The following is a 24,096-nucleotide window of genomic DNA, read 5'->3' on the forward strand; positions in this document are numbered from 1 at the left end:
CAATGAATCTCAACCATCCGCTCGGCTCCGCCACCAATCGGAGAACACCGGGTCGGCCAGCGGGATGTCACCGACCCCGATCTGGCTGCGCGGCCAGTTCGCGGCGTCCTGAGCGAAGGGTGAACGCTCGTGCCGTGTGCCGTACCAGAGCCGATGACGGCGGTGTGCAAACAGCCATCGGCCGTCGACCCGCTGGTAGCGGTCCTCGTAGCGGATCAGCTGATCGATGAATCCGTCGGCACGAGTCTGGGCATAACAGTGCGCCCACACTCGTCCGGTCGCAGAAGTCTCGTCCTGCAGATCGATCTGGTGATTGGCTACCAGGATGACCGCGAACAGGCTTCCATTCATACTCTCGGCCATAGCATTGCGCAGACCCTCGGGGCCATCTCCGTAGGCCCCGAAGCGCGCTGTCGGCGCGAACAAGTCCCCCATCGCGGCAGCGTCGCGCGCTTCGACTGCGGAGGCGTACCGGATCGGCAGGGTGCGTATTTCGTCGCGAGCCAACAGCGCTGCGAGAGCCCTCTCACTCGCGGACACTCAGCCTCCCGTCACGTTGATGTCTTGGCCGGTGATCGCCGCCGCCGCTTCCGAGGCGAGCCACATCGAGACTTCGGCGACTTCATCGGGTTGCACCAGCCGGCCCAGCTTGTTGAGTGCGGCGAGTCGCCGGCGGAGTGCGCCGGCGTCGATGCCGTCCTGCGCGGCGCGGCGTGCCACATAGTTGTCGAACAGCTCTCCCGCAACGCTTCCGACGACGATCGTGTTGACCCGGATACCCGTCGTGCCGACCTCGAGCGCCAGCGTCTGGGCCAAGGCGGTCAGAGCGAGTTTGGCTGCCGCGTAGTGCGCCTTGCGCGGCTGCACGCTTCGCGCCGCGGCCGACGACACGAACTGCACGTTACCGTGTTGAGCGGGAATCATCGCCTGGCACAATGCTTCTCGCGTCAGTACCATCGGAGCGACAAGGTTGGTGGCCAGCACATCTCGCCAATTGGCTACCGTAGCTTCGCTCACCGCTTGGTCCGTTCCCGGAACAGCGGCGTTGTTGACGAGCACGTCGAGCCGGGACCAGCGATCCATGACCGCGCCGACGACCTCGTGACATTGCGCTTCGTCCCGGATGTCGGCGACGTGCACGGCTGCGACGCCACCCTCATCCGAGATGGCCTCCGCGGTCACCTCGAGTTCCTCAGATCGCCTTGCCACCAGCGCAACCCGAGCGCCGCGACGCGCGTAACGTCGTGCCAGCACTCGGCCGATCCCACCACTGGCGCCGGTGATCACCGCCACCTGCCCCGCGAACTCGGCATCCATTCCGCACTAGCCGTCCAGCAGCATCTTCGCCATCGGCGTGCCCGCCGGGAACACCTCGGTGATGCCCGCGCTGAGATAACCCGAGTCGGTCACCATGGTGATGCCGGTGATCACGCTGGCGGCGTCGCTGCACAGAAACAGCAGCGGGTAGGCCTGTTCCATGGGCGTCGCCGCCTCCACTCCGACTTTCGCGCGGTAATCAGCGCCGAAATCGAGCCATAGATCGGCATTCGCCTGTGCCAGCGGGGTGTCGGTGGGGCCGGGACAGATCGCGTTGATGCGGATACCGTCGGTGAGGAGGTCCATGGCTTCCCGCGCTACGTAGGCGCACACCGCCTGTTTGGTGAACATGTAATGCGCGCAGCCATTGTCGATCGCCCATGCCGTGGCAGTATCGAAATCCTTGATACCGAGAAACTCGTTGAGCTGCGGCATGTTCGACCGCCACGCCAGGCCCGCAGCCGACGATATGAACCCGATCGCAGCACCGCGCGCGAGCATGCCTTGCTCGCGCAAGCGCTCGATGAGGTAACGGTGTCCGATGAAGTTGATCCGCTCGATGCCGGGCCCGTCGGCTACGCCCGCACACGCGAAGAGAGCATGGACGGGACCCCCGCCCTCCGCCACCGCGGCGTCAATGCTTTTGCGATCCGCCAGATTCACCCGGATGACGTTGACGTCGGGTAGATCGCAGTCGGCGTAGTCCATGACGACGACCTCGGCGCCCGCATCCTGAGCCAGCCGAGCGACGGCATTACCCATCCCGGTGGACCCACCGACGACGAGAACACGCTTGCCTTCGTAGGAGAAGGCGTCGAACAGGCCCATGGTGCCTCCACTGCAGTTGCCACCACCGGTGGGCGGCCGAATCCAGTCACTACAAGAGCACATCATCTGTACCATTGTCTAGTGAGACAAGCCGACATGGACGCCGTCGTCGAGGCGTCGATCTCAGCGAACGTCGGGCCGGTTCGCACCATCTCACGCCAACAGCGTTGGCGGCCCGCGTGGTTCGTCACCGCTGACCGCGGGGGTCGGGATATCGGGCTCTACGTCCGAGGCGACCGCGAAGGATTCGGCTTCGCCACCGTCGCAGCAGAAGCGTCGATCCTCCGGGTTCTGGAGGCGCACGGCATTCCGGTCCCGCACGTTCACGGCGAGATCACCGAATTGTCAGCGGTCGTGATGGATCTGCTTCCGGGTGCACCGAATCCGGTCGATGCAAACGATCCTCGTGAGCTCGACGCAGTCATGGACGACTACATCGACGCCCTCGTTCGAGCGCACGCCATCGATCCGGCGGCGTTCGACGCTGCGGGACTGAGCGTTCCCGTCGGTACGCAGGCAATCGCACTCGACTACTTCGAGACCTTCGTGTCGCGGTACCGGAAATTCAAGCAGCGTCCGGAACCGTTGCTGGAGTTCGCGATCGGATGGCTGCGCCGCAACGTCCCGAAAGACCCCTCGACCCCGAAGTTCGTTCTCGGTGACATCGGTCAGTACATGCACGCCGACGGTCGGATCACCGGCCTGATCGACCTCGAACTGGCCCACATCGGCGACGCCTCGCACGATCTCGCGGGCCTGCGGTTGCGCAACGTGACTGAGCCGATGGGCGATCTGGGTCGAGTGCTGCGGCGTTACGCAGAGGCATCCGGCACCCCGTTGAATCGGGCCGCGATCGAGTTCCACACCGCGAAATTCGCACTGTGCACGCCGCTGGGTGTCGCGATCGTTCTGCACCTGGACCTGCCGATGACCGACATCGTCCAGTACATCGAGTGGTTCCACCTGCTGGCGCTGCACGCGATCGAATCGATTGCACAACAAGCCGGCGTCGCGCTCTCGGACGTGTCGCTACCCGAGCCGCAACCGACGGCCTACCCGGGTGCCGTTACCGGGCTGGCGACGATGATCGAGTCACTCGCGGTGCCCGCCGGCATCGCCGAGTATCAGAGGACGTCCGTGGCGAACGTCGCGCGGCTGTGCCATCGCGTCAGCGAGTACGCTCACGCCGTCGACACCGCCGACCTCGATGACTTGGCGCGGCTGCTCGGTAGCCGTCCCACCGACCGCGCGGCAGGCGATCAGGCGCTCGAGGAATTCGTCCGCAACGCGGCGCCGGACCGCGACGCCGCACTGATCGAGCTGCTGCACCGCCGGGTGATGCGGCAACTGTTGCTCGTCGAGCCGCTCCTCACCGGAGGACGGATCGGGCATGTGACGCCACTGAGTGACCTGCTCGACTGAGCGCTCAGCGGCCCTGGAAGCGGGGCTCGCGCTTCTCGGCGAACGCGGCGACGCCCTCGGTGACGTCATCAGTGCCCGCGACTTGCTCGACGAGCAGAGCCTCGGTGTGGAACGCCGCCGCCCGGTCGACGTCGAGCGCCTGGTTGAGCATCGCTTTGGCCGCCGCGATGGCTCGGGTCGGCCCGGTAGCCAATCGCTGGGCCCACTCCGTGGCGAGTGCCTCCAATTCGCGGTGGTCGGCGACAATTTCGTTGATCAGGCCGATGCGATGCGCTTCGGCAGCCGACAGTTCCTCGCCGAACAGGATCAGCCGCTTGGCGACGTTGAAGGGGACCTTGCGGGTGAGCAGGTAGGCCGCGCCACCGTCCGGGGCCAGACCGCGCCGCACGAACAGCTCGATCAGGGTCGCGCTTTCGACAGCGACGACGAGGTCGCACGCGAGCACCATGCTCGCGCCGACGCCGGCAGCGACACCGTTCAAGGCGCAGATCACCGGTTTCTCGCAGTCCAGTAGTGCCGTGACCACAGCCTGCGAACCCATCCGCAGGATCCTGGCGGCGTCGCCGGCGTTACGGTCCTGGCTGGGCCGCATGTTTGGATCACGAAGGTTCGGTCCGGTGCAGAAGTGGCGCGCACCGCTTGCCGTGAACACAACGGCGCGGACCTCCGGGTCACCCGATGCGGAGAGCAGGTTGTCGATGAGGTCGCGTTGCATCGCCCGCGTCACGGAATTGCCGACTTCCGGACGATCGAGCACCAGCCAGCGCACCCCGTGCTCGGTGCGGACGGTCAGACCGGTGCTCACAGCGCGACGGGAACGCCGGCCGGCCCCCGCACGGAGTTCGTGTGGACGTAGGTCACGTTGTCCTCGTCCACTTCCCATGTCGGGAAGCGCTTGAGCGTCTCCTCGAGGGCAACCCTGGCTTCGAGACGAGCGAGTGCCGCGCCCAGGCAGAAATGTGAGCCGTGACCAAAACTGATGTGCCGGATGCCGGTTCGGGTCACGTCGAAGGTGTCGGCGCGCTCGTACTGACGCTCGTCTCGACCCGCCGAACCGGTCAGCAACGCCACCTTCGACCTGGCCGGTATCACGACACCGTGATACGTGGTTTCTCGAATCGAGAAGCGCCCCTGTATCGGCGAGGGAGCGTCGTAGCGAAGCAATTCTTCGACGGCACCCCCGATCAGACCGGGATCCGCCACCAGCTTGGCCCGCTGGTCGGGATTGCGCGCCAACGTCAGGGCGGCCCAGCCGAGCAAACGAGCGACGGTCTCGTTGCCCGCGACGTTGATCATCGCGATGAACATCAGCAGTTCGCCATCGTCCAATCGGCGCGGCTCGACGTCGGGCGCAACGAGGTCGGAGTCCATCAAGTCACTCACGACGTCAGTCGTGCGTTGGCCCCGTCGCAAGTCGATCTGCTGCCGGTAGTACTCGAAGAGCTTGGCCGAGGCCTGATCGCCGGCTTCGTTGCGCTCTGGATTGCCCTCGTCGCGATGCACCTGCGCGTCCGACCACTCCCGCAGGTTGTCGTGATCCCGTTCCGGGAACCCGAGCAGTGAGCTGATCACCATCACCGGCAGCTTGGCCGAGAAATCACGAACGTAGTCGAATCCGCCGGTACCGACGTACTGATCGAGGTACCCGCGGCACAAGGCGCGAACGTGGTCCTCCAACTTGGCAATTCTGCTGCGAAAGAATGTGCGATTGACCATCTTTCGCAAGGCGGTGTGGTCGGGCGGATCCATCATGATCATCGCCTTGGGAGATTCCCAGGGATCCTGGGTGATCATGTCCAGGGTGATGCCGTGCTCGGAGGAGAACGACTCGGTGTCCAGCGATGCGGCCATGACGTCGTCGAACCTGCTGAGCGCGTAGAAGTCGTACTCCGAGTTGTAGTAGACAGGCATCTCGTCCCGCATGCGCTTCCACACCGGGTACGGCTCGGCGTGCAGGGTGTGGTCGAAGGGGTCCCAGCGCAGGTCCGTCGTCGTCATCAACACCGTCCTCTCATGTGGAACACTATTACACCAAATGTCTTATTGCACTACCATGCGCTAGCATCTCAACCACTGCCGGCGTCAAGGAGGACCTTCAGGTGGAATCGCGGGAGATGGACCACGTCATCTACCAGAAAGACGGGGCGATCGCGCGGATCATCCTGAACAATCCGGACCGGGCCAATGCTCAGACCTCCGAGATGGTGCACAGCGTCAACGCAGCACTCGACGACGCCCAATACGACTATGACATCAAGGTTGTCATCATCAAGGCCAATGGCAAGGGCTTTTGCTCCGGCCATGTGCCTGACGGAAGCTACCCGGAATTCAAGGCCGAGCTCGAAGCGTCCGGCAAGGTGTGGCGCTCAGCGGCGCAGCTCTTTCTCTGGCCGGTGCTCAAGCTCTGGGAGTTCCCGAAACCGGTGATCGCCCAGGTGCACGGCTATGCCATCGGCGGCGGCACCACCTGGGCACTGATCCCCGAGATCACGGTGTGCAGCGACGACGCCTGGTTCCAGATGCCGTTGGTGCCCGGATTCGGCCTGCCCGGCTCGGAGACCATGTTCGAGCCGTGGGTGTTCATGAACTACAAACGTGCCGCCGAATATCTCTACACCGCACAGAAGATCACTGCCGAGCAAGCACTCGATTTCGGGCTGGTCAATCGCGTCGTGCCGGCCGATCGTCTCGAAGCCGAGGTGGAGGAGCTGGCTGCAAAGATCGCCAAAGCGCCGCTCATCACGTTGCAGGCAACCAAGGCCGGGATCCTGCGGGCGTGGGAGAACATGGGGTTCCGCACCCATCAGCAGGCCAGCAACGACCTGCAAGCCGTCGTCACCGGCTCCAAGGAGTTCCAGAACTACATGGTGGAGCTCATGAAAAAGGCGGCCAAGCCGTCAGATCGGGTCTAACGGTGCCGCTGACGCCGGTCGTCCAGTTCGGCGGTGGGCCGGCGGTCGAGCAACTTCGCGCTCGGCTGCGAACATGGATCGACGAACATCTACCGGACGAATTCCGGCGCACAGCGGCCAATCCCGACTATCTCCCCCGCGACTCCCATGAACGCGCCGTGCGTTTCTGCCAGGCCCTGCACGAACAGGGCTGGTTCGTGCCCCAGTGGCCGGTGCAGTTCGGCGGCGGTGGACTCGGCGTTGTCGAGCAGGTGGTGATACGCGAAGAGCTCGCCTACGCCGGCGCGCCCATGGTCAACACCAACGGCGTCAACATGCTCGCACCCGTGCTTTTTCGCTTCGGTACCCGACAACAGCAGGATGAACATCTGCCGAAAATTGCACACTCCGAACGAATGTGGGCGCAGGGTTACTCAGAGCCGGAGGCCGGTTCCGATCTCGCCGCGTTGCGCATGACGGCGCGCCGAGACGGCGACGACTATGTGCTCGACGGCCAGAAGACGTGGACAAGTAACGGCGTGCTGGCCGACTGGATCTTCGTGCTGGCCCGCACCTCGCCGCTGGGCGAGAAGCGCCAAGCGGGAATCTCCTTCTTCCTCGTCGACCTCGACACTCCCGGCATCACCCGCCGGCCGATCCGCTCGATGACGGGCTATCCGACCTTCGCCGAAGAATTCTTCGACGCCGTGCGCGTACCCGCAAACAACATGGTGGGCGGCGAGGGTGAGGGATGGAAGGTCGCCAAAGCACTCCTGGTCGCCGAGCGATCCAACGTGACACGCGCCGCGCAAGCACAGCGCTATCTCGACGAACTGGTCGACTGGTGCCGCGATCAACGAGGCAGCTCGCACGATCCGCTGGCCGACCCGGTCGACCGGCTCGCACTCGCCCGGGCGGTGGAACGCGTCGAGGTCGGCCGCGCGCTGTCCTACCGGGTGGCGCATCAGCAGGCGGCCGACCAGCTCGATCCCGCATTGCCGTCGCTGTCCAAGCTCTATCACTCCGAACTGACCGCCGAGCTGCGTCAGTTGGGGGCCAAAATCCTCGGTCCCGCCGGCGCGCTGCTACCCGACGACCCAGATGCCTTGTTGCACGGTCACTTCTCCGAGGGGCTGTTGCTGTCACTGCTGCACACCATCGGCGGCGGCACCAGCGAAATTCAGCGCGACCTGATCTCGACAGCGGGCCTCGGGCTGCCCCGCTAGCCGAACTGCGCCCGTCCAGCTGTGGCCGCCGAGCGTTGCTGCGCGACGGTTGCGACGGCGAGCTCCAGCGGATGGAACGATGCGAGCTGCGCCGCCTCGACCGATGCCAGCAGTCGCTTGGTCAATTCCACTGCCGCGGGGTCGGCTTCAGCGATGCCGCGTGCGAGCGCGACAGCATCGTCGACGGCGGCCCCCGCCGCGGCGATGTCAGTGACCAACCCGCCGAGATGCGCCTCCTCGGCCGACAACCTGTTGCCACGCAACAAGAGTGACGACGCACGGTGCCTGCCGAGTTGCTGGGTCAACCGCCAGGCCAGTCCCCCGTCGGGCACCACAGCGCGCGCCACGAACGGTGCCGAGAAGAACGCGTCACGGGCCGCCACCACCAAGTCGCACGACAGCGCGAGACTCCAGCCCAGACCTACCGCCGCGCCTTCGACCGCGGCGATGGTCGGCATCGGCATGTCGCGCAGCTGCGCCATAACGCGCTGCGCGTGCTCCACCCGACCGGCCGGCGACATCGGCCCGTCACCGTGTGCCGGACCGCTCTTGAGATCGCCTCCTGCGCTGAAGAATCCGCCGCAACCGGCGATCACGATGCCCCGCGCACCGCTGGCACCGGACAACGCGGTCGACAATTGTGTCCACGACTCGTAGCGCAGCGAGTTCCGCTGCGCGGGACGGTTCAGCAGGATGAGCGCAACGCCGTCCCGATCCTCGGTGAGGACCAGCTCCGCGGCGTCCGTGGCGGACGGGTCACTCACTGGCGCTCGAGGAACTTGTCGATCGCAGCACGATGCTCGGGTGTGGTGAAACACTCCGTTTCCGCCGAAATCCCATACTCCAGAATGGCTGTCACCGCGCGCTCAGCATGCAAATTGAGAGTGCGCTTGGTGTCCTGCACCGCGCGGGCAGGCAGCGCGGCCAATCGATGGGCCAGCGCCAACCCCTCGGCCTTGACGTCGGCGTGCGCGACCACACGGTTGGCGAGTCCGAGCTCGACGGCTTTGTCTGCTTTGATCCGCTCGCCGAGTAGCAGATACTCCTTCGCCTTCAACAAGCTCATCAGCAGTGGCCACAGCACCGACCCGCCGTCTCCGGCCACCAGCCCGCTCGCCACGTGCGTGTCGGCGAAGAACGATCGATCCGACATCAAGACGATGTCGCACAGCACCGCGATGCTGCAGCCGAAACCCACCGCCGGGCCGTTCACCGCCGCGACAATCGGCAGCGGGAAATCGATCATGTCGCGCACGATCCTGCGTGCGTCACGCATGCCCTCGCGACGGGTGACTGGGTTCTCGACGTGAGTGTGCAACCACTCGACGAGATCGCCACCGGCCGAGAAGCAGTCGCCGGTTCCCGTCAGCAGCACCGCGCGAGCGTCGGAATCCTCGCCGAGGGTCGCCCACAACCGGGCGAACGCGCCGTGCATCCGGTTGTTCACGGCATTGGCATTATCCGGATTATTCAGGGTCACGATCCGGACTGGGCCGTCGTCGGCAACCAGGATTTCGTCGCACCCCGTCAGCTCCGCGGTGCCTCGTGGCAATTCGCTCATCGCGCTGAATAGTAGAACATTTCGTGTCTATCTGTCACACGCAGAATTCCAGCCCGAAAGATCTGACCAGTTTCGTCGACATTTGTCATTGACAATTGTCATCACGGCGTCCTACAGTCGTCCCGCAGACAACGTCACGAAGATTCCGTTGCACCGCAGGCGATTAGAGGTAGGCGCATGAGCTCATGGATGCTCTTCGAGGCGCCGTTTGTCCGTTCGTCGAGGTTCCACGCGGTGAACAAGGGCCGGTGGAACCGATGACGCCGTCGGCAGGCACCCCGTCGACACGTGTCACTGATAAATGTCAAAACCGGCAATTAGCATCGGTGGCCGTGGCACGCACCCAGGGACCAGACTCCAGCCGACAGCTCCGCCGACTCGAGACGCGGGAACGCGTCTACGAAGCTGCGGTTCGAGAGTTCGAAAGGGCCGGTGCGGCAGACGCCGACATCGCGGCAATCATCGCAAGCGCCGGCGTGGCGAGAGGAACCTTCTACTTTCACTTCCCCACCAAAGAGCATGTGCTGGCCGAGCTGACGGCTCGTGAGGAGCAACGGATCGCCGAAACGCTGATCCAGGCGTTGGTGGACGTCGCAGATGTGAAATCGGTTCTTGCCGAGATCATTCGGTGCGTCGTCAATGCAGAAATCACGTTGGGCGAGCTTCTCTTTCGCGACGTGCTCTCGTTCTACTTCTCGCCGACGTTCCCGGACGTGACCGACTCGGCCACTCACCCCGTTGCCGTCGTCACAATCGAACAGATCGAGCTCGCCCAACGCCGAGGTGAGGTTCATGCCGAGGCGGATGCCGCCGCCTCCGGTGTCTTCTTTCTGCTGGGGCTCTTCGCCCTGCTGGTCACCAACCGTGATCCCGCGCCGGCGCGGACCCTGCTGCTGGACAAATACCTGCATGGCTTCGTCAGAGGGTTGGAAACCCGTTGACGCGCAGTGCAACAACGAAAGGTCACCGACATGATCGAAGACGTCATTCGCTTCGTCGCTGCATGGGGTGGTTGTGCGGCGCTCGTTTTCTTCTGGTACCGGGTAATGGGCAACATCGGGACGTTCTGAGCATCAGGACTGCGCGGATCGGTCTCCGGTGAGCAGCGCTGGGATGCCCGACAACGCATCGGGCCTGACGGTCGAACGGGCATGCACTTTGATCGCCGTCGCCCTGTCCGGCAACCGGTTCGAGAGCGCGCGCTTGACATCCGGTGACCGAAGGGCTTTCGGCCTCAGCCCGAACCGCGGCAGGGTCGAGGTCCCCTATCCACCGCCCGGACCGAACTGGAGCCTCCACACCCTGGCATGCGGCATCGCCCTGCAGTGCTCGCCCTCGAAGGAAGCGCTTGCCGAGCGTGACATCGACCGGCTCACCGATCGCGAAAAGCGGGCACTAGCCGTCGTCGAGGGTGCGGTCGCGCTCGGCTGGGTGAACCGCACCTGGCCAGGCCTGGCGGATGAATTGCGCAGGCACGTCGGTGAACTCGAACCCATCGGTGCGGAGCTCGAGGGTGCCGAGATGCTGGACCGTGCTTTTGCGCTCGCCGACTCCCGGGTGGCCATCCCGGAACTCCCGATACTCGGCCGATTGCCGCTTCCCGCCGGCCCGAGTCGCGGGATGGCCGCCACCGCGCGACGGATGTGGGGCCGGATGCCGTGGACGTCGCGCCGACAGGACGCCTACCGGATCTATTCGGTTCCCGTCGGCGGTGACGGTGGGGTCCGCAACCCCAACCTGCCGCCGCCGAGCCGTCCGGAGGACGAGGAACTGGAAATCTCGCCGCAGCAACGCCCCGGCGTGCCCTATCCGGAGTGGAACGCGTGGACGCAACGCTTCCTGGTCGACCACGTCGCGGTGGTCGAGGTCCGGCACGCGAGAACCGCGCAGCACGCTAGGGTTCCCCGCACGGACTTACGCAGGCACTTCTCCCGTCGCACCAACCGAGTGATGCGCAACCGTCTCGAGGACGGTTGTGACGTCGACATCGACCGCTACGTGCAACATTTCGTGGACGGCAGATCCGGCCACACTTCCGACGGCCGCGTGTTCCGCGATCTGCTGCCGGGTTATCGCGATGTGTCGACGTGCCTGCTGCTGGACGGCAGCTCGTCGCTGGGAGCCCAGCAAGGGCGTGTCTTCCAACTCGAACTCGACTGTGCAGACGCCCTTTCCCACGCCATGACCGCCGCCCGTGAACGTCATGCGATTTTCTCCTTCACCGGCAACACGCGACACCACGTCGAAGTGCGCTGTCTCAAAGACTTTGCCGATCAGCACTTCGTCGCGCCGAGCGCGCAGGGTCTACAGGCCGCGGGCTACACGCGTCTCGGTGCACCGTTACGCCACCTCACCAGCCGGTTGCTGACGCAGCCGACCGAACGTCGGCTGTTGATCGCGATCGGGGACGGATTGATGTCCGACGAAGGATACGAGGGCCGGTACGCCTGGGCAGACGTGCGGCACGCCGTCGAAGAGGCCGAGGATGCGGGCGTTTTCATTTACTACGTCGGCGTCGGTCCGACTCGGGTCGATCCACTGCCGGAGGTGTTCGGCCCGCGTCGGTCGATGCGCATCACCCGAATCGACGAGCTCCCACGAGCGCTCGGCAACGTACACCGCGAGCTCGTCTCCGCGTGACTAGAAGGAGGTAAACCATTGTCGAACAACGAATATCGAGCCAGCGGCGATGAGGTCAAACTGTTCGAGCAGGCCTACGAACGTCGCCTCCCGGTGATGCTGACGGGGCCGACGGGCTGCGGCAAGACCCGATTCGTGGAATACATGGCGAATTTGTTGGGCCGGCCGATGGCAACCATCAGCTGCCACGACGATCTGACGAGCTCCGACCTCGTCGGACGCTTCACGGTCACCGGTGGGGATGTGATCTGGACCGACGGCCCGCTGACGCGAGCCGTGCGGCAGGGCGCGATCTGCTATCTCGACGAGGTGGTCGAAGCACGCCACGACTCGCTGGCACTGCTCCATTCACTCACCGACCACCGCCGCACACTCCATCTCGACCGCGCCAACGAGGTGCTGCCGGCCCCGGATTCGTTCATGCTTGTCTGCTCGTACAACCCGGCCTACCGCAGCTCACTCAAAGAACTCAAGCCGTCGTTCCGGCAGCGCTTCGTGACCATGGCCCTGGACTACCTCTCCCCCTCGGAGGAAGCCGAGGTACTTATCAGCGAGTCCGGGATCACCGCCGCTACGGCGCAACGTCTTGTCCGGTGCGCCAATGCTATTCGCAGCGCCGACGATGTCTTCCATCTCGAGCCACCGTCGACACGTGTGCTGGTGACCGCGGCCCACTTGATCGGGGTCGGCGCCGACGAGTTGACCGCGGTGACCTCGGCCGTGCTGGCGCCCTTGAGTACCGACGGCGCGATCACCGCCGGACTCCGTGAAATAGCGACCGCCACGCTGTCGCCTGCCCCGGCATCGTCAGTCCGAGTGTGAGAAGAGGAGTTACTCGATGGCAATCAACGAACAGGATCGTAAACGCAAACATGCGTTGTTCGCGTTTCAGATCTTCATCTATGGATTTCTACTGGCCAACTTGGCCATCCAGCTGTACATGGGAATCGGCCGAGGCTGGTAGGGGCGACCATGAACTTCCCGAAAATCATCACGCGCGGTGCAGATTCGATTGATCGTGGTGGCGCGGTGCCCGCTCTCGCAACCGGAGTCTCCTACGAGGATCATTTAGAGGAATCCAAGCGCGCGCAGAAGAAGGCAGACCGGTGGCTGATGACCGGAGCATTCTGCATGGGCACCCTGGTGCTGGGGGTCATCGGCTTCCCGATCTTCTTCTACGGGCTGTCGATGATGCGCAAGGCCGGTAGGGCGGGCCTGTCGGTGCGACCCCTGATGGTCACCCTGATCGGGTACCTGGTGTTCATCGACGCCGCACTCAACAGCTTCGGGTGGGCGCTCGATCTGGTCGCCAACCACACGTTGATCAACCGGACCGTGACGGTCGCCTGGGGAAACTTCTTCGACGCCGGATACTTCTGGCACTACAACGAATTGCGGATCGGTGGGGCCGGCGCTCCCGGCGAGAAAGCCTGGGAGGTCGCATGCATCCTGGTGGTGTTCCCGATGCGGATGGCCGCGGCGTATGCGTTTCTACAAATGAAACGGTGGGGCTATCAGTGGATGATCGTCACCTGCTGGTTCGGCGTGGTGATCTGGACCGGTTACGTGTTCAACATGACGATGTACGCCGACCTGCGGTACTCCAACATCGGGTTCCCGGTGATCGCGTGGTGGGTCTACGACATCTTCTACATCACGCCGTTCCTGGCAATTCCGTTCCTGCACACGGTAAATCGCGAGATCTTCTCGGACTGAACTCGACCACGGGAGAATGACGATGAGCACACCCAAAGCCCCCGCGATGGAACCTGCAAAGGACGATGAACTTCCGGCAGGCACCACGAAGTACCACAAGCGGCTGCACACCTGGTTACGCCGCGGCATCTACGTGTGCATGTTCGCACTGGTCGTCGAAGGCACTCTGTTCGTGCCGTTCCTGATGGTCTGGTACGGCTGGCCGACACTGTCGATGCACCAGATGTGCGACGAGCTGACCAAAATCATGTACTCCGACGACCAGAAGCAGTGCAGATATCCCTACCCGCTGAGTGGGCCACCCTTCGGCGGGCCCGCGGAGAACGAAGGGCAGACGACGGCCCAGGACACTTGGGGTGTTCAGCCCAAGCCGCACTACCGCAGATTAGGGTTTCGCGAATTGGTGAGGCTTCACGCTGAGCGGGAGGCCAAGCAGCACGCTGCGCAGCCGCACGGCTGAACTTCCTTGTCGAAAAGGGGTTTTCAGGACTTGTCGGAGTCCCGGCCGGATGACGTCCAGGCTGGTCGGCGGGTCGAGACGAATGCATCGCGATCGGCGGCCACGGGCCATTCGGGAGGCCGCTTCTGCAGGAAGGCAGTAAAGGCTTCCAGTTGCTCGGCGGTGCCCATCGACGCCCAATACCCTGAGACGTCGACCGCCGGCAGCGCTCGTGACATCTCTCGTTTCATCGCGGCCCGGGCGGCGGGGCCGGTGTTGCGCACCCGGTCCAGCAAAGCGTTCGTCTCGGCGGTGAGCGAGTCGTGTGCCACCACCTTGCCGACCAGCCCCAGCCGTTCTGCTTCGACCGCGTCAATCCAATCGTTGCCGTAGACAAGGTGATTGGCTCGCAGCGTGCCGACCCGCTGCGGTATGCGTGCGGCGATGAACGCTTCGTACACCCCGCGGGTGAGATCCGGTACGCGCAGCCGCGCCCGATCGGAGGCGATCACCAGATCCGCGTACAACGTCATGACGAGGCCGCCGCCCAGTGCCAGTCCGTTCACCGCGCAGACGACGAGTTTCGGGATTTTGCCCAGCGTCTCGAATGGGGTCGCGTCGTACGCCTCGGTGAACGAATCCCAGCGACGGTCGGGATTACCTACCGCGTTCATGTCTCCCCCGGCGCAGAACACGTCACCGGTTCCGGTGATCACTAGAAAGTTCAACGCAGGCTCGTCGGCCACAATCATCGCCGCACGCTTGATGCCGTGATATCCGTCCGCCGTCAACGCATTTCGCTTCTCGGGCCGATTGATCGTGACCGTGAGCGCATCGCCCTCGATACGGGCGGACAGCTCGTCGGCCGCGAGATCGACGTCGGCGGGCAAATCGGTCACGAGATGACCGCGATCAGCTCGCCGACCTCGTACGTACCGCCCTCGTCAACCTTCCACGACACCGTTCCCGCCGCGGGAGATTCGATGTCCATCTCGACTTTGTCGGTGGCCAACGAGTACAACGGTTCGCCCTCACTCACCACAGCGCCGTCTTCGACGAAGAACTCCGTCACCTCGGCTTCGGTGATGGCATCGCCGGGCTTGGGCAACCGCACGTCGGTCACGTGATCCTCCTGATCGCCTCGATCACCTGAGCTGCACCGGGCCGGCACGCCGCCTCGAGCGTGGCCGCCCGGGGCACCGGGGTGTACGTCCCGGCCACGCGCTGAATCGGCGCGCTCAGCACGCCGAAGAGTTCGGTGCCGACGGCGGCTGCGATTTCGGCGCCGGGACCGCAGAACCCCACTGATTCGTGCGCCACGACGAGTTTGGTGGTCTTGCGCACGGACGCAATCACAGTCGCCAGATCGAGCGGCACCAACGTGCGCAGGTCGACCACTTCGACGGAGACTCCCTCGGCCTCGAGTTCCCGCGCCGCTTCGAGGGCGGCGGCCACCATCACCCCGTAGGTCACCACCGTCACGTCGGAGCCGGCCCGCTTGACGTCGGCCTGACCCAGCGGGATGACGTAGTCGGCGACTGGGACCGGCCCCTTTCCGCCGCCGTAGTAGAGCTTCATCGACTCGATGAACAAGCAGGGATCGTCGTCGGCGAGGCAGGCGTTCAGCAGACCCGCGGCGTCGGCCGCCGTACTGGGCCACACCACTTTCAGACCGGGAGTGTGCATCGCCCACGCTTCGAATGCCTGCGAATGTTGCGGGCCCGCAGCCATTCCGACCATGGTGCGGATGACCAGGGGGGCGCAGGTCCGCCCGCCCGACATGTAACGCACCTTTGCGGCGTGGTTGGCGATCTGATCCATCGCCACACCGAGGAAATCCATGAACATCAGTTCGGCGACCGGTCGCAGACCGCCGAGCGAAGCACCGATCGCCGCGCCGACGATCGACGACTCCGCGATCGGGGTGTCGAGCACTCGGTCTTCGCCGTATTTCGCCGACAGCCCGGCGGTGACCTTGAACATTCCGCCGCCCGAGGAGTCGCTGATGTCCTCGCCGAACAGCACGATCGAGTCGTCAGCCGCCATCGCTCGGTCCAGAGTCCGGTTGACGGCCTGCACCAGACCGAGCTCTTCGGTGTCACCGGTCGGCAGGTCGGCATGCGCCGGACCGGAAGCCGCCAACTCGCAACCGTGTGCGGCAAAGACGTCCCTGTGCAACTCGTCGACCTCGGGTGGGCTCGATGCCACCGCGGCGGAGAACGCCGCATCCAGTTCGCTCGTGATCTCGGCATCGATGGCGTCGAGTTCGGCCTCCGTCGCGGACCCCTTGTCGATCAAGCTCTTTCGATAGCGGGCAAACGGTGGGTCCGCCCGTTTCGCCGCGAGTTGGTCGGGGTCGGCATACGCCATCGCGTCGCCAAAGTAATGGCCCTGCAATCGGTATGCCACGGCCTCGACGAACGTCGGCCCGGCGCCCTGGCGGGCACGTTCGGCCGCCTCCGCCACGGCGCCGAACACCGCATGCGGGTCGGTGCCGTCCACCGTGACCCCCGGCATGCCATAACCCGGTGCCCGGTCCGAAAGCCGTCCGGAACGGGTGTAGCGCTCGATCGCCGTCCCTTCGGCCCAGGTGTTGTTCTGACAGAAAAAGATGACGGGCAGGCTCCACAGCGCGGCCATGTTCATGGCCTCGTGCACGTAACCGATGCTGGTCGCCCCGTCACCGAAGCTGACCAGCACCACCTGGCCCGCGCCCCGCCGCGCGGCGGCCAATGCGATGCCGTTGGCGACCAGTGGACCCGCGCCGACGATGCCCGTCGTCCAGGCGATGCCGTGGTCGGGGTCGTAGATCCCCATCGCGCCGGCCTTGCCGCTGGACAATCCGTCGCTGCGGCCGAGGATCTCGGCGAAGTATCCGCGCAGATCTATGCCCTTGGCGAGCACGTCGCCGAGCCCTCGGTAGGTGGTGACGAGTTGATCACCGTCAGCGAGCGCGAGCATCGCGCCGGCCGACATTGCCTCTTGGCCGTCCACCGGCCAATAGCTCATCGCCGCCTCACCGGACGACAGGGCCTTGCGGACGCGTCGGTCACCGAGCTGAACCTTGCTCATCAAGCGGTACAGGGCCACCGCGCGATCACTCGTCGGCAATGGCGGCTCGGTGTCAATCTGGGTGGACATCCACACTCCTCGACGGTCTGGCGTGCCAGCCTACAATAGAACGACTTCTGTTCAATCGTGCAGTTGCTCGATTTTTTCCAGTTCGGCAGCGAACTGCATGCGATCGAAGTAGCAGCGCTCCAAAATCAGCTTGTCTTGCCGGAATACGAAGAGGTTGACGCTGAGCATGTCGACCGCGGTCCCCGGACACGTCGTTCGCGTTTCGACGAAGACCCCGTTGGCGGCATGGAACACCGCCTCGGCGCTGTAGTGCATCCGCGGCAGGCGCTCCCACTGTTCGAGGATCATCTGCCGAACCTCAGCGTCGCCTTCGTAAACGGTTGCGCTGGGCACGATCTCGTAGCGCGGGTGGGCGAAGGTCGCCATGATGCCCTCGAGATCGCGCTCGTTTTCCGCGGCGACATGGCGGAGCACGACAGCTTCGCGCTGTTTGGTCAGATCGTTTGAAGAGGACACCGGGCTCACCTGCGCTCGAATGTGGGCAGATTTCTCCCGTCCGGCAAGGCAATCCAGCCGATGTCGACGGCGGCCCCGACGGCGGGCGGATCGCCGAATACGTTGGACATGATCCGCGCACCCTCGTCGAGATCCACCAGCACCACCGAATAGGGCACCTTGTCGGCGAGCGCGGGCAGCGCGGGACGGTGATGAACGCTCACCGCGTACACCACACCCCGCCCCGACAGCCGTTCCCAATTCAGCTCGTCGTGGCCGCAGTGTGGGCAGGCGAACCGGGGGTACCACACCAATTCGCCGCAGCCTGTACACCGTTGCATGTGCAGCTCGCGGTCCCGGGTCGCGTCCCAGAAGGGTGCCGAGGCGACACTGGGTTCAGGCACGGGAATGGCCGGGGGTTCTGCGCTCACAGGGTGGCCTCCGTTCCGAGGATGACGGTCGAGGTCGCCGAGAGCACTCCGCCGGTCCCGTGTGCCAGCGCCACCTGCGCGTCCGCGACCTGACGGTCGTCGCACTCGCCACGCAGCTGCCGGGTCGCCTCCACCAGCAGAAAGGCGCCGAAGGCACCCGGGTGGGTGTAGGCCGGCCCACCACCCGTCGTCTGACCGGGCAGCGCACCACTGGGCGCCAACGCACCGCTGCCCGCGAACGGACCGCCCTCGCCTTTCTTGCAGAACCCGAGATCCTCCAGAGCGAGCAGCACGGTGATCGTGAACGAGTCGTACAACTGAACGACGTCGACGTCGTCGGGCGTCACACCCGCGGCGGCCAGCGCGGCAGGCCCGGAGACCGCGCCGGGCGTCACCGTCAGGTCCGGCATCTGCGAGATCATCGCGTGCGACGCCGCAGAGGCCGCGCCGAGGACATACGCCGCCGGCTTCGCCAGCGATCGCGCGCGCTCGGCACTGGTGACGACGATTGCGGCCGCGCCGTCCGTCACGAGACAGCATTCGAGCTTGTGCACCGGCTCGGCGAGAAAGCCGGAGCCGAGGACGTCATCGACGGTGATCGGGTCCCTCAGGTGCGCACGCGGGTTTCGACTGGCCCATGTCCGGGTGTCCACCGCGATCTGGGCGAGTTGCTCGGCTGTAGTGCCGAATTCGGCCATGTGCCGGTTGGCGGCCAGCGCGTAGGCACTGATCGGCAGCATCACCCCGAACGGGGTCTCCCACTCGAGTCGCTCCGGGGTGGCGAATACGCCGAGACCCTTCTCACCACGCTTGCGCGCCGCGCGTGGCGTCGAGGCGTAGACGATCACCACCGTTTCGGCAAGACCGGCCGAGATGGCGGCCGCCGCGTGTTCGACATAGAGCCCGTAACTGGCCCCGCCGGTCTGGGTCGCGTCGGTGAAACGCGGTCTGATGCCGAGGTATTCGGCCAGCTCGACCGAGTGCATCAGGGTGCCGCCGGTGCAGCTGCACAATCCGTCGACGTCACGCAGCGTCAGTCCGGCGTCGGCAAGGGCCGCCCGGATCACCCGCGCTTCGAGTTCTCTCAGCGGGGTATCGATCACGCCGTCGGGCGATACCTCGTCAGCGACCCCGACGATCGCGGCCGCGCCTCGTATACCGGTCACGTGTGTAACTCCTCGACCTCGTCGAACATCTCACGCAGCGCGGGTTGGCTCACCTTCATCGACGGGGTGCGCGGCAACTCGGCGACGATGAGCAGCCTGGCGGGCACCTGATAGCGAGTCAGCCGCTCGCGGAGGAATTCCAGTAAGTCGTCGGAATCGACTGTGGCTCCTGATGACAATTCGACGGCGGCGACGGGGACGGCGCCCAACCGTTCGTCGGGTATCCCGGTGACCCCGGCATCACGCACACCGGGGTGGCTACGCAGCGCGGTGACGATATCCGCGGGCGTGACCTTGAACCCACCGCGGACGATCACGTCGTCGGTGCGCCCGTCGACGTACAGAAAGCCGTCGGAGTCGATGCGGCCGAGGTCGGTGGTACGCACCCACTGCCCGCCGTCCGTGCGCACCTCGATCCGGCCCTGGGCGCCCTCGCTGAGTTCACTGCCGTCGTCCAGCGAGGTGATCCGGACCTCCCGACCACGCTGCGGCCGGCCGACGCTGCCACGTTTGGAATCCACCCACTTGCGGTGCAGATCGAGGTTCCAGCCGGCGACCCCGCCTGCGAATTCGGTTGCGCCGTAGGAGGTCAGCACCGCGACGTGGTAACGCTCCTCGAAGGCCTCTTGGAGCGCGACCGACAGGTGCGCGGTGCCGGAGGTCACCACCTCGACACTCGCGAAGGCGTCGGCGGAGACGTCCGCGTCGAGCACCATAGCCAGAGCCGACGGGACCAGGCTCACCGCGCGGGGCCGATGCCGCTGCACCAATTCCACGAATTCGGGCACCCGGAATCGTTCGAGTAGAGCGATGCGGCGGCCCTCGCACAGGTTCAGCAATGTGCGGAAGAGCCCGGACATGTGCACCAGCGGCGAACTCACGATCGCAATCCCGGACCGCAGCCGGGGCCCGCCGCTCGTTCCGCTGGAATAGTGCGCCCCCGCGGCGACGACGGTGTTCTCGAACGCCCGATACGTCAGGGGAATTCGCTTGGGCGGGCCGGTGGTACCGCTGGTCAGCATCTCGACCGCGACGCCGTCGGCCTCTTGCCGGAACGGACCGGCTCCGGGCGCGCCCAAACCCGCGAGCACTGTCACCGCTGCAGGGTCGCTCGAGACGCTGAGCCCCAGAGCGCCGGCCGCGGCCTCCCTCAGACCCGCTCGCTGCCAATCGGTTTCGAGCGCGATCACTGCCGGCAACCGGAGTTCCTCGATGTCTGCGTTGAGGCCGGTGTCGCCGTGCGATGCATTGACGGTGACCACGGTGGCTCCGGACATCAGAACGCCGATCAGCGCTCCCACCATCGCCGGATGGTTGCGTAGCACCAGACCGACCGGATCTCCGCTGCCCAGACCGGCCGCGGCGAGTCGCTGTTCGACGCCGGCCGCGATCGCGTGTAACGCAGCCCAGTCGGTCCACTCACCAGCGAACTCGATTGCGGGTGCGTCCGGGTCCAGCGTCAATATCGCCTGAAGCCGTTCGGCCAGCTGATTACTCAAGCCGGAGCTGCCGCGAGTTCGGTTGCCGCCGGAATCACCTCTTGAGCAAACAGTTTCATCGAGTCGTAGACTTTGGCGCGGTCCATGGCCCCGCCACGCGACATACGCAGCATGATGTTGCGCCAGCCCATGTCGACCACCGTTCGCATCTTCTCGACAATGCGATCGGGGTCACCCATCAGCGTCAGGTGCGAGTTCAGCACCTGCTCGTAACTCTGCTTGTCGTGCTTGTCGAACCAGTCGGAGTAAGCCTTGTAGTCGGCCGGGATCTCACCGCCGCGTTCGAACGGGTTCGAGTACGCCCGATGCCGCTCGATGGACAGCTCCACGCTCTCCCGCGGATAGGTGCGGGCGAAACCGTCGTCAGTGTGGCAGAACGCGTTCAGCAACGCCCACACGTTCTCGGTGGCCGCGTCGAGCCCCTTCTTCGCCTGGGTCTCCAGATAGATGTCGAGTGCACCCTGCAGGTCGGGGTCGACGGTGTACGGGTTGCCGATGATGGCGCCGAATCCTTTGTCGGCCAACCACTCGAAGCTCGATGGGGTCTTCATCACCGTGCCCCACACCGGGACGGACTGCTGGATGGGCCGCGGATACACCGTGACGTCGTCGATCGTGAAGTACTTACCTTCGTAGCTCACGTTCTCCTGCGTGAGAAGAAGGTTCACGATCTCGAGGCATTCTGTGTAACGACCGGTGGCCTCGTCCATCGGGATGCCGAAGCCCTTGAACTCGTGCGCCTGATAACCACGCCCGAAGCCGGCGTCGAATCGTCCACCTGACAGCACGTCCACCATCGCGATCCGTTCGGCGAGCTGGATCGGGTTGTGGAAGGGCGTCACCATGCACGCGGTGCCGATCCGGATGCGCTCGGTCTGGGCTGCGATGGCCGCTGCGACCAGCGGCAGGTCGGCGAGCATCCCATAGGGCGAGAAATGGTGCTCGGCCAGCCACACCTCGTCATAGCCGAGTTCCTCGGCCCAACGGGCCTCCTCCAGCACGTTGGCGAACACTTCCTGATCTGTCAGGTGGTTGGGCTTGTCGCCGAGGATGAAGACACCGAACTTCATGTCGCTCACTCCTAGAAACTAGTTGCAGTTACTGCCACTATATTGCACGATTGAACACATGTCGTCAATCCGTTTAGCAAGAAGTCCGGAGGCTTGACGTGGCCCTCACTCCCCGAGTTGTCGGTACCGCACTCGATGCAACGACCTTTGCCTGGACCGAGACCGACGTCATCCTCTACGCGCTGGGCGTGGGCGCTCGGCCGCCGGCCGAACTCGCTCTGATCGACGAGCACAGCGGCCCATCGGTACTGCCGACCTTCGCCCTACTCGCGAACTGGTGGGCGGTCAAGGATTTGCGCGCTGTGCTCGACCTGGGCTCGTATCCGATCGTGCATGGCGGACAGTCACTTACGGTGACTCGCCCGCTGCCACCGTCCGGGAAGCTCGCGGTCACCGGCGAGGTCACCGCGGTGTGGGACAAGGGCAAGCACGCGTCGATCGAAGTCACGACACGCGGCTCGGACGCCGACGGCGAGGTCTTCGTCGCAACCGGCCAGACGATGGTGCTGGGCGGTGGCGGCTTCGGCGGCGAGCGTGGAACGGCAGCGCCCGCCGAGCCCGCCGAGCCCGCTGACGTCACCGTCGACGACGACGTCCGACCCGAGCAGGCCGCGCTGTACCGGCTCAGCGGTGACCGCAATCCACTGCACATCGACCCCGCCGCCGCCCGGAAAGCCGGCTTCGACGACGTCTTCCTGCACGGATTGTGCACTCTGGGCTTCGCGGCCCGAGCGGTCATCAACGGTGTCGGGCAGGGTGATCCGGACACGTTGCAATCCATCAGCTGCCGGTTCGCCAAACCCGTGATGCTCGGCGCCCCCCTGCGCACCGAGGTGTGGCGCCACGGCGAACAGGTGCGCTTCCGCACCAGCCAGGGGCCCGTCGTCGCGTTGTCCTCCGGCACCGCAACCCTACGAGGATGAGGGTCATGGACCAGCGACGCGTGCGCGGCCAGCGCAATCGACAGGCGCTCATCACCGCCGCGATCGAATTGTTCGAGGAAAACGGGTACGAATCCACCACCGTGGAACAGATTTCGGCACACGCCGGGGTTGCCCCTCGGACGTTCTTCCATCACTTCGCGACCAAAGACGACATCCTCTTCGACGGTTACGCGGACCGGCTTGACGCGGCGACCCGTCGTTTTCGCGATTCCCGGTCAACGTCGCTGTGGGGCGCGTTGTCCGAGGCATCCGCGGCCGTTGCCGAAGCGATCGATGCCCAGCAGGAGTTCTTCCTGGTGCGCGCCCGCATGTACGCGCGTCATCCCGGGCTGCGCGCCACTCGGCTGCGCATCAACGACGACTGGATTGATCAGATGACCGGTGAGGTGGCCCGCTGGCTCGGCACCGACGCAAGCACTGACCTGCGCCCCCGGCTGGCAGTCAGCGTCGTCAACGGCGCCAACCGCGCAGCAATCGACACCTGGGTGGCCGACGGTGGCCGCGGTGACCTCACGGCCGTGATGTCACAGGCGATCCAACTGCTGCGGCCGTCGATCAGCCGGATCGAGCGCCTCGTCAAGGCCGAACGAGGCCGCCGTGCCGGATGATCGTCGGCTGGCGGTGGTCACCGGCGGCGCCCGGGGCATCGGTGAGGCCATCGTCGCTGAACTGGTCGCTGCGAACTACCGGGTTGCGGTCGTCGACGTCAACGCCAAGGCCATCGCGCGTACGCGTGAATCCGATTCGGCGCGTGCGGGATCGGTGCTCGCGGTCGAGCTGTCGATCACCGACCGTGACGCGGTCGAACGGGAGCTCGCGCGGCTGGCCGATACGCATGGTCCCATCCGGGCCCTGGTCAACAATGCCGGGATGACGCTGCCGGCGTCGTTCCTCGACCAGACCGACGACGACTGGGACCGCATCGTGGCGGTCAACCTCACCGGCACGTTCATCATGGCGCAGGTCGCGGCGCGGCAGATGGTCGAAGCCCGGCAGGGCGCCATCGTCAACATCAGTTCGGTGTCCGCGCATGGGGTGCGCACCGGCCCGCCGGCGTATGCCGCCGCGAAATCCGGCGTGGAGGGGCTGAGCCGGCTGATGGCGGTCCAGTTGGGCCCGCTCGGTGTGCGGGTGAACACCGTTGTCGTCGGCACCACCGCCACGCCCTGGCTGCTGACCCGAAAAACGGATGCCGAACTCGACGTGATGCGTGAATCGACCCTCACCGGAGCCATCGGCGATCCCGAGGATATCGCCAAGACGGTCTCGTTCTTGTGCTCGGACGCGGCCAAACACGTCACCGGCCAGCTGATCTCAGTCTGCGGCGGACAGTGGATGCCCTGACGGTCGGCGCCCGCACAATGATACAA

The 24,096-nt window shown here is 65.2% G+C and carries 27 protein-coding genes; 12 read left to right on the forward strand and 15 right to left on the reverse strand.

Annotated elements, in window-relative coordinates; genetic code table 11:
* Positions 1–9: 9 nt before the first annotated feature.
* Genes CYU59_RS16855 through CYU59_RS16865 form a run of 3 tightly spaced genes read right to left on the reverse strand, consistent with a single transcriptional unit; the run spans position 10 to position 2,145 of the window.
* Positions 10–540, reverse strand: coding sequence for a nuclear transport factor 2 family protein (locus tag CYU59_RS16855; protein ID WP_292991711.1), 531 nt, complete (start codon positions 538–540; stop codon positions 10–12).
* Positions 541–1,317 carry an SDR family NAD(P)-dependent oxidoreductase gene (locus CYU59_RS16860; RefSeq protein ID WP_292991713.1) on the reverse strand — a complete coding sequence of 259 codons (777 nt, stop codon included), beginning with the start codon at positions 1,315–1,317 and terminating at the stop codon, positions 541–543.
* A 6-nt stretch (positions 1,318–1,323) separates the two neighbouring features.
* Positions 1,324–2,145 carry an SDR family oxidoreductase gene (locus tag CYU59_RS16865; RefSeq protein WP_292991715.1) on the reverse strand — a complete coding sequence of 274 codons (822 nt, stop codon included), beginning with the start codon at positions 2,143–2,145 and terminating at the stop codon, positions 1,324–1,326.
* An 81-nt stretch (positions 2,146–2,226) separates the two neighbouring features.
* Here CYU59_RS16865 and CYU59_RS16870 point away from each other — a divergent pair, with 81 nt between their 5' ends.
* The gene (locus CYU59_RS16870; protein WP_292991717.1) at positions 2,227–3,567 is read left to right on the forward strand and encodes a phosphotransferase family protein; all 1,341 of its coding nucleotides are present in this window, start codon (positions 2,227–2,229) and stop codon (positions 3,565–3,567) included.
* A 4-nt stretch (positions 3,568–3,571) separates the two neighbouring features.
* Here CYU59_RS16870 and CYU59_RS16875 read toward each other — a convergent pair whose 3' ends face one another.
* Complete coding sequence (locus CYU59_RS16875) at positions 3,572–4,372, reverse strand: enoyl-CoA hydratase-related protein (RefSeq protein ID WP_292991719.1); 801 nt, start codon at positions 4,370–4,372, stop codon at positions 3,572–3,574.
* Positions 4,369–5,565 carry a cytochrome P450 gene (locus CYU59_RS16880; protein WP_292991722.1) on the reverse strand — a complete coding sequence of 399 codons (1,197 nt, stop codon included), beginning with the start codon at positions 5,563–5,565 and terminating at the stop codon, positions 4,369–4,371. The genes CYU59_RS16875 and CYU59_RS16880 overlap by 4 nt, the downstream gene beginning before the upstream one ends.
* Positions 5,566–5,666: 101 nt before the next feature.
* Between CYU59_RS16880 and CYU59_RS16885 the strand changes: the two genes are divergently transcribed.
* Together CYU59_RS16885 and CYU59_RS16890 are read left to right on the forward strand one after the other, a co-directional pair.
* A complete protein-coding gene (locus CYU59_RS16885) occupies positions 5,667–6,479 on the forward strand; it encodes an enoyl-CoA hydratase-related protein (RefSeq protein ID WP_292991724.1) in 813 nt (270 codons plus the stop codon).
* A 2-nt stretch (positions 6,480–6,481) separates the two neighbouring features.
* Positions 6,482–7,684, forward strand: coding sequence for an acyl-CoA dehydrogenase family protein (locus CYU59_RS16890; protein WP_292991727.1), 1,203 nt, complete (start codon positions 6,482–6,484; stop codon positions 7,682–7,684).
* Here the strand turns inward: CYU59_RS16890 and CYU59_RS16895 are convergent.
* Together CYU59_RS16895 and CYU59_RS16900 are read right to left on the reverse strand one after the other, a co-directional pair.
* Positions 7,681–8,448, reverse strand: coding sequence for an enoyl-CoA hydratase/isomerase family protein (locus CYU59_RS16895; RefSeq protein ID WP_292991730.1), 768 nt, complete (start codon positions 8,446–8,448; stop codon positions 7,681–7,683). The genes CYU59_RS16890 and CYU59_RS16895 overlap by 4 nt on opposite strands.
* On the reverse strand, positions 8,445–9,245 hold the full coding sequence (locus tag CYU59_RS16900; RefSeq protein WP_292991733.1) for an enoyl-CoA hydratase/isomerase family protein: 801 nt from the start codon (positions 9,243–9,245) through the stop codon (positions 8,445–8,447). Before CYU59_RS16900 ends, CYU59_RS16895 begins: the two co-directional genes overlap by 4 nt.
* A 332-nt stretch (positions 9,246–9,577) precedes the next feature.
* Here CYU59_RS16900 and CYU59_RS16905 point away from each other — a divergent pair, with 332 nt between their 5' ends.
* The 6 genes from CYU59_RS16905 (at position 9,578) to CYU59_RS16930 (ending at position 14,061) form a co-directional block, all read left to right on the forward strand.
* A complete protein-coding gene (locus CYU59_RS16905) occupies positions 9,578–10,186 on the forward strand; it encodes a TetR/AcrR family transcriptional regulator (protein ID WP_292991736.1) in 609 nt (202 codons plus the stop codon).
* Between the two features lie 172 nt (positions 10,187–10,358).
* A complete protein-coding gene (locus CYU59_RS16910; RefSeq protein WP_292991738.1) occupies positions 10,359–11,885 on the forward strand; it encodes a MorD protein in 1,527 nt (508 codons plus the stop codon).
* Positions 11,886–11,903: 18 nt separating this feature from the next.
* Positions 11,904–12,707, forward strand: coding sequence for a CbbQ/NirQ/NorQ/GpvN family protein (locus CYU59_RS16915; RefSeq protein WP_292991741.1), 804 nt, complete (start codon positions 11,904–11,906; stop codon positions 12,705–12,707).
* Positions 12,708–12,723: 16 nt separating this feature from the next.
* On the forward strand, positions 12,724–12,849 hold the full coding sequence (locus CYU59_RS16920) for a hypothetical protein (protein ID WP_292991872.1): 126 nt from the start codon (positions 12,724–12,726) through the stop codon (positions 12,847–12,849).
* 8 nt (positions 12,850–12,857) lie between these two features.
* Positions 12,858–13,601 (forward strand): hypothetical protein, encoded by a 744-nt coding sequence (locus tag CYU59_RS16925; RefSeq protein ID WP_292991744.1) that lies wholly within the window; start codon positions 12,858–12,860, stop codon positions 13,599–13,601.
* Positions 13,602–13,623: 22 nt separating this feature from the next.
* On the forward strand, positions 13,624–14,061 hold the full coding sequence (locus tag CYU59_RS16930) for a hypothetical protein (protein ID WP_292991746.1): 438 nt from the start codon (positions 13,624–13,626) through the stop codon (positions 14,059–14,061).
* Positions 14,062–14,084: 23 nt separating this feature from the next.
* Here CYU59_RS16930 and CYU59_RS16935 read toward each other — a convergent pair whose 3' ends face one another.
* Genes CYU59_RS16935 through CYU59_RS16970 form a run of 8 tightly spaced genes read right to left on the reverse strand, consistent with a single transcriptional unit; the run spans position 14,085 to position 21,782 of the window.
* Positions 14,085–14,939 carry an enoyl-CoA hydratase/isomerase family protein gene (locus tag CYU59_RS16935; protein ID WP_292991749.1) on the reverse strand — a complete coding sequence of 285 codons (855 nt, stop codon included), beginning with the start codon at positions 14,937–14,939 and terminating at the stop codon, positions 14,085–14,087.
* On the reverse strand, positions 14,936–15,163 hold the full coding sequence (locus CYU59_RS16940) for a lipoyl domain-containing protein (protein WP_292991752.1): 228 nt from the start codon (positions 15,161–15,163) through the stop codon (positions 14,936–14,938). Before CYU59_RS16940 ends, CYU59_RS16935 begins: the two co-directional genes overlap by 4 nt.
* Positions 15,160–17,181: a dehydrogenase E1 component subunit alpha/beta gene (locus tag CYU59_RS16945; RefSeq protein WP_292991755.1), complete on the reverse strand. Its 2,022-nt coding sequence runs from the start codon at positions 17,179–17,181 to the stop codon at positions 15,160–15,162. The genes CYU59_RS16940 and CYU59_RS16945 overlap by 4 nt, the downstream gene beginning before the upstream one ends.
* 51 nt (positions 17,182–17,232) lie before the next feature.
* Complete coding sequence (locus CYU59_RS16950) at positions 17,233–17,637, reverse strand: nuclear transport factor 2 family protein (RefSeq protein ID WP_292991757.1); 405 nt, start codon at positions 17,635–17,637, stop codon at positions 17,233–17,235.
* Positions 17,638–17,642: 5 nt separating this feature from the next.
* The gene (locus tag CYU59_RS16955; RefSeq protein ID WP_292991760.1) at positions 17,643–18,047 is read right to left on the reverse strand and encodes an OB-fold domain-containing protein; all 405 of its coding nucleotides are present in this window, start codon (positions 18,045–18,047) and stop codon (positions 17,643–17,645) included.
* Positions 18,044–19,213, reverse strand: a complete 1,170-nt coding sequence (locus CYU59_RS16960) for an acetyl-CoA acetyltransferase (RefSeq protein WP_292991762.1) — start codon at positions 19,211–19,213, stop codon at positions 18,044–18,046. Before CYU59_RS16960 ends, CYU59_RS16955 begins: the two co-directional genes overlap by 4 nt.
* Positions 19,210–20,712, reverse strand: a complete 1,503-nt coding sequence (locus tag CYU59_RS16965; protein WP_292991764.1) for a class I adenylate-forming enzyme family protein — start codon at positions 20,710–20,712, stop codon at positions 19,210–19,212. Before CYU59_RS16965 ends, CYU59_RS16960 begins: the two co-directional genes overlap by 4 nt.
* Positions 20,709–21,782 (reverse strand): LLM class flavin-dependent oxidoreductase, encoded by a 1,074-nt coding sequence (locus CYU59_RS16970; protein ID WP_292991766.1) that lies wholly within the window; start codon positions 21,780–21,782, stop codon positions 20,709–20,711. The genes CYU59_RS16965 and CYU59_RS16970 overlap by 4 nt, the downstream gene beginning before the upstream one ends.
* 98 nt (positions 21,783–21,880) lie before the next feature.
* Between CYU59_RS16970 and CYU59_RS16975 the strand changes: the two genes are divergently transcribed.
* From CYU59_RS16975 to CYU59_RS16985, 3 genes are read left to right on the forward strand one after another with little or no spacing between them, the layout of a single operon-like run.
* On the forward strand, positions 21,881–22,705 hold the full coding sequence (locus tag CYU59_RS16975) for a MaoC/PaaZ C-terminal domain-containing protein (RefSeq protein WP_292991768.1): 825 nt from the start codon (positions 21,881–21,883) through the stop codon (positions 22,703–22,705).
* Positions 22,706–22,710: 5 nt separating this feature from the next.
* The gene (locus tag CYU59_RS16980; protein WP_292991770.1) at positions 22,711–23,334 is read left to right on the forward strand and encodes a TetR/AcrR family transcriptional regulator; all 624 of its coding nucleotides are present in this window, start codon (positions 22,711–22,713) and stop codon (positions 23,332–23,334) included.
* Positions 23,324–24,070 (forward strand): SDR family oxidoreductase, encoded by a 747-nt coding sequence (locus CYU59_RS16985; RefSeq protein WP_292991772.1) that lies wholly within the window; start codon positions 23,324–23,326, stop codon positions 24,068–24,070. Before CYU59_RS16980 ends, CYU59_RS16985 begins: the two co-directional genes overlap by 11 nt.
* The last annotated feature ends 26 nt before the right edge of the window (positions 24,071–24,096 follow it).

The sequence above is a fragment of the Mycobacterium sp. genome (assembly GCF_002863225.1).
GTDB lineage: Bacteria > Actinomycetota > Actinomycetes > Mycobacteriales > Mycobacteriaceae > Mycobacterium.